This window comes from Streptomyces cahuitamycinicus (assembly GCF_002891435.1).
In the GTDB taxonomy this organism is placed as follows: Bacteria; Actinomycetota; Actinomycetes; order Streptomycetales; family Streptomycetaceae; genus Streptomyces; species Streptomyces cahuitamycinicus.
This window is the reverse complement of sequence record NZ_POUC01000620.1, coordinates 1-3,464: the sequence shown is the minus strand read 5'-3', so window position 1 is coordinate 3,464 and position 3,464 is coordinate 1. Positions and strand designations below refer to the sequence as shown.

3 protein-coding genes are annotated in these 3,464 nt (G+C 69.0%); 2 read left to right on the top strand and 1 reads right to left on the bottom strand.

What is annotated here, in order from left to right:
* Positions 1-659: serine/threonine kinase C-terminal domain-containing protein (locus C1J00_RS40475; protein WP_500691501.1), on the top strand; the 659-nt coding region annotated here is incomplete at its 5' end.
* 94 nt (positions 660-753) lie between these two features.
* Here C1J00_RS40475 and C1J00_RS40470 read toward each other — a convergent pair.
* Positions 754-2,244: an amino acid permease gene (locus C1J00_RS40470; RefSeq protein ID WP_102913838.1), complete on the bottom strand. Its 1,491-nt coding sequence runs from the start codon at positions 2,242-2,244 to the stop codon at positions 754-756.
* Between the two features lie 277 nt (positions 2,245-2,521).
* Here C1J00_RS40470 and C1J00_RS40465 point away from each other — a divergent pair, with 277 nt between their 5' ends.
* Positions 2,522-3,007, top strand: coding sequence for a ribose-5-phosphate isomerase (locus C1J00_RS40465; protein WP_102913837.1), 486 nt, complete (start codon positions 2,522-2,524; stop codon positions 3,005-3,007).
* Positions 3,008-3,464: the final 457 nt, after the last annotated feature.

Here is a 3,464-nt window from a genome sequence, read left to right as displayed (position 1 = left end):
CGGCCGCACGGCGCTCGCATCCCCGCCCCGCCGCGGGTCGTCGCCGTACGGTGCTCACCGCCGGGGCGGCCACCCTCGCCACCGCCGGCACCGTCGTCGGCATCCTGCTGGCGACGTCATCGGGTTCACCGGAAGGCGACGACACTCCCCGCGCCGGATCCTCCGCGTCGGCACCGGCCACCACCGGCGGCGCCACCCCCTCGCCCACCGTCGGGGGGACCACCAGGCCGCAGACCCTGCCGCCCGGCACACACCGGGAGGCAGGCGGGTTCGCCTGGGCGACGCCGGACGGCTGGCGTAGGGACGTGAAGACGGGCGCGGAGGTGCACTACACCTCCCCGGACGGCGCCCAGGAACTGGTCGGCAAGTCCTCCCTGGCCCGAGGCGACCTGCTGGAGACCTGGCAGACCTCGGAGCGCAACGCCCACCAGGGCCAGGACTACCGCAAGATCCGCCTGGAGGAGACCACGTTCCGCGGCCACCCGGCGGTGGTCTGGGAGTACACGTTCACACTCAAGGGCGTCCACTGGCACGCCCGTCTGCTCGGCTTCAACGTGACCGGCAAGTCGTACCAGGTCAACACGTGGTACGACGCCGGGATCGAGCAGGAGGCACTCGCCACCTACGAGAAGGTCAGGGACAGTTTCACGGTGCTGTAGGCGGCCGTGGCAAACGAGAAGGGCCTGCGGCGCGTGCGGCAGCACGCACCACAGGCCCCCGTTCACGACGAACGGCGGGGCGGCGGCCGGCGGATCAGCCGGCCGACACCTCGCTGCGCTCCTCACCTTGAGCCTGCGGGGCGTCGGCGGCCGGCTGCCCCCCACGCACTCCCTTCTTCACGAAGGCGATGACGAGCACCACCGCGGCGACGAGCAGCGACAGCAGGATGGTCTGGCGCCCGTCGTGCTCGGTGTCGGTGAGCATGTAGCCGAGGATGAACACGATCAGGGCGGCGGTCGCCCAGGTCAGATACGGGTACAGCCACATCTTCACCACGAGCTTCTCGGGCGCCTCGGCCTTGATTATCTTCCGCATGCGCAGCTGGGAGAAGCAGATCACCAGCCACACGAACAGGGCGACCGCACCACTGGAGTTCACCAGGAACAGGAAGACGGAGTCCGGGAACTTGTAGTTGAAGAACACCGCTACGAAGCCGAAGGCGACGGAGGCGAGGATCGCCGTGCGCGGTACGCCGTTGGACGTCGTGCGGGAGAAGGCCTTCGGCGCGTCACCGCGCTGGCCGAGGGAGTAGGCCATGCGGGAGGCGGTGTAGAGGCCGGAGTTCAGACAGGACAGCACCGAGGTCAGCACGATGAAGTTCATGATCTGACCGGCGTGTGCGATGCCGAGGGAGTCGAGCGCGGCGACGTAGGAGCCGTCCTTGGTGATGGACTTGCTGTCCCACGGCAGCAGGCACACGACGACGGCGATCGAGCCGAGGTAGAAGACGGCGACACGCCAGATGATGCTGTTGGTGGCCTTGGTGACGGCCTGCCGCGGGTTCTCGGACTCACCGGCGGCCAGGGTGGCGATCTCGCTGCCCATGAAGGAGAAGACGACGAGCAGCACACCGGTGAGGATGGCGCCGGCCCCGTGGGGCAGGAAGCCGCCGTGCTCGGTGAGGTTGCTCAGCCCGGCCTGCTCACTGTCCACACCGGGCAGCAGCCCGAAGACCGCCAGTCCGCCGATGACGATGAACGCGGCGATGGCGACGACCTTGATGCCCGCGAACCAGAACTCGAACTCGCCGTAGGAGCCGACGGAGACGAGGTTGGTGGCGGTCAGCACCAGCATCACGATCAGGGCCCAGCCCCACTGGGGCACCGCCGGTATCCACCCCTCCAGGATCACGGCCCCGGCGGTCGCTTCGACCGCCAGCACGACGACCCAGAAGAACCAGTACAGCCACCCGATGGAGAAACCGGCCCAGGACCCGAGGGCCCGGTCGGCGTGCGCCGAGAAGGAACCCGAGGTCGGGTTGGCGGCCGACATCTCACCGAGCATCCGCATCACCAGCACCACGAGCGTGCCGACGAGCGCGTACGACAGGAGGATGCCGGGCCCGGCGGTGGCGATACCGGAGCTGGACCCCACGAAGAGTCCGGCGCCGATGACACCGCCGATGGCGATCATCGAAAGATGCCGGTCCTTGAGCCCGGCCTGCAGGCCGGAGCCCTCGGCTCCGGGTGCTCCGGGATCTCCGGGGTCGTTTCCGGTCGTGTTGAGAGTCGGCTGCGAGGTCATGGAACGGATTTCCTTTGCGCCGGGGAGCTGTACTTCCGTACGGAACGCACGAGCCGCACGAACGGGGTGTTTCGCGGCATGGCGGTGTACGGGGGCTCGCACGAGCGATGTACGAGCCGGTCCAGTGAATCTGAGGTGAACCGTCAGAAGAACCTTTGAATCCAGATTGTTACTTGAGGTTTTCCTGAGGTTCAGTTATGTGGCTCACAGTCGCCTCGAGTTTTCATGAGCGCCACCCCGCGCGCCTTCCCGGAAACACCCGTGTCACACTCGTCCCATGCGCGTGTACCTCGGCTCGGACCATGCGGGCTACGAACTCAAGAACCACCTCGTCGAGTGGCTGAAGGAGGCGGGTCACGACCCCGTCGACTGCGGCCCGCACATCTACGACGCCCAGGACGACTACCCGCCCTTCTGCCTCCGCGCAGCGGAGCGCACGGCCGCGGACCCCGAGGCCCTCGGCGTCGTCATCGGCGGCTCGGGCAACGGCGAGCAGATCGCCGCGAACAAGGTCAAGGGCGTTCGCGCGGCCCTCGCCTGGAGCGAGGAGACGGCGTCCCTGGGCCGCCAGCACAACAACGCGAATGTCGTCGCGGTGGGCGCGCGCATGCACTCGCAGGACGAGGCGACGAAGTTCGTGGAGACGTTCCTCGGTACGCCGTTCTCCGGTGACGAACGTCACATCCGCCGGATCGACATGCTGTCCGCCTACGAGACGACCGGCGACCTGCCTCCGATCCCCCCGCACCATCCGCAGCAGTAACCCACCGGGGGTGGGCGCGTAGGCCGGTTTCCGGAACCTGCCCGGGGCAGGAGCCCCGCTGCAGGAAGGGCAGACTGTCGCCCAGGTGGGAGCGGGTGCTGCGTGCGCCCTGCGGGAGCCGGACTCCCGTCTCTGCCAGAACCGGAGCACGGCCCGCTCCGAGCGGGAGCTGTGCCCTGCTCGGGCCGGAGCGTTGCCCGCCCCAGTGGGAGCGCCGCGTTGTCAGGGCCGGGGCACGGCCCGCCCGGAGTGGGCGCGTTGCGTTGCCAGGGCCGGAGCACGGTCCAACCCGAGTGGGCGCGTTGCGTTGTAAGGGCCGGAGCACGGTCCAACCCGAGTGGGCGCGTTGCGTTGTAAGGGCCGGGGCGCTGCCCAACCCGAGTGGGCGCGCCGCCCTGTCAGGGGGAGCACTGCCGGGAGGTAGGAGCGAAACCCTGCGGCGTCGGCAGCGAAACCC

Excerpts from the sequence above, each read along its gene's own strand:
- C1J00_RS40470 (WP_102913838.1), bottom strand. The coding sequence starts at position 2,244 with ATGACCTCGCAGCCGACTCTCAACACGACCGGAAACGACCCCGGAGAT.
- C1J00_RS40465 (WP_102913837.1), top strand. The coding sequence starts at position 2,522 with ATGCGCGTGTACCTCGGCTCGGACCATGCGGGCTACGAACTCAAGAAC.